A 537-nucleotide genomic window follows, 5' to 3' on the forward strand; every position below is an offset into this window, starting at 1 on the left:
GCGCAGGAAGGCGGCGTCCTCCACGACCAGCTGCAGCGACTGGGCGCGAGGGTGGGAGTCGGTGCCGCCCGCGTCATCGTCGTGTACCGGCGTCGCAGCACCCGCAACACCCGCAGCACCCGCCGCACCCACCGCACCCGCCGCACCCGCAGCCATCACCGACGCGTGTGCGGCACGGGCAAGGTGAGCCGCGGACGCGGCGGTGACATTGCCAGCGTCCCAGTGCAGCGCGGTTGCCAGCAGCGCAACGCCGCCGCCCGCGCCATCGTCCGCGGTGCAGTCCGTCAGCGCAGTGCGCGTGATGGACACGGTGGTGTTGGTGGAGGAGTCAGTGAGCAGCACCGCCACGCCGCCGCCCACCTCCGTGGCGGCGTTCTCCGCCCGCGTCACGCGCGTCAGCGTGACTCGAGCCGCGCTGCCCGTGGCGAACACGCCGCCGCCGCGCACCGCTGCGCAGTTGCGGAGCTGGGCGTCGATCAGCTGCGCGACGCAGCGGTCCGCGTGCAGCCCGCCGCCGCTGCCGCCCGTCGCGCGATT

1 protein-coding gene is annotated in these 537 nt (G+C 74.9%); it reads right to left on the reverse strand.

The features are described from left to right. On the reverse strand, window positions 1-537 hold a 537-nt coding region (locus tag ACK41V_RS23855; RefSeq protein ID WP_409786195.1), incomplete at both ends, for a hypothetical protein.

Origin of the sequence: Acidovorax sp. (assembly GCF_046291265.1) — a bacterium.
Classification (GTDB): Bacteria; Pseudomonadota; Gammaproteobacteria; order Burkholderiales; family Burkholderiaceae_C; genus Acidovorax.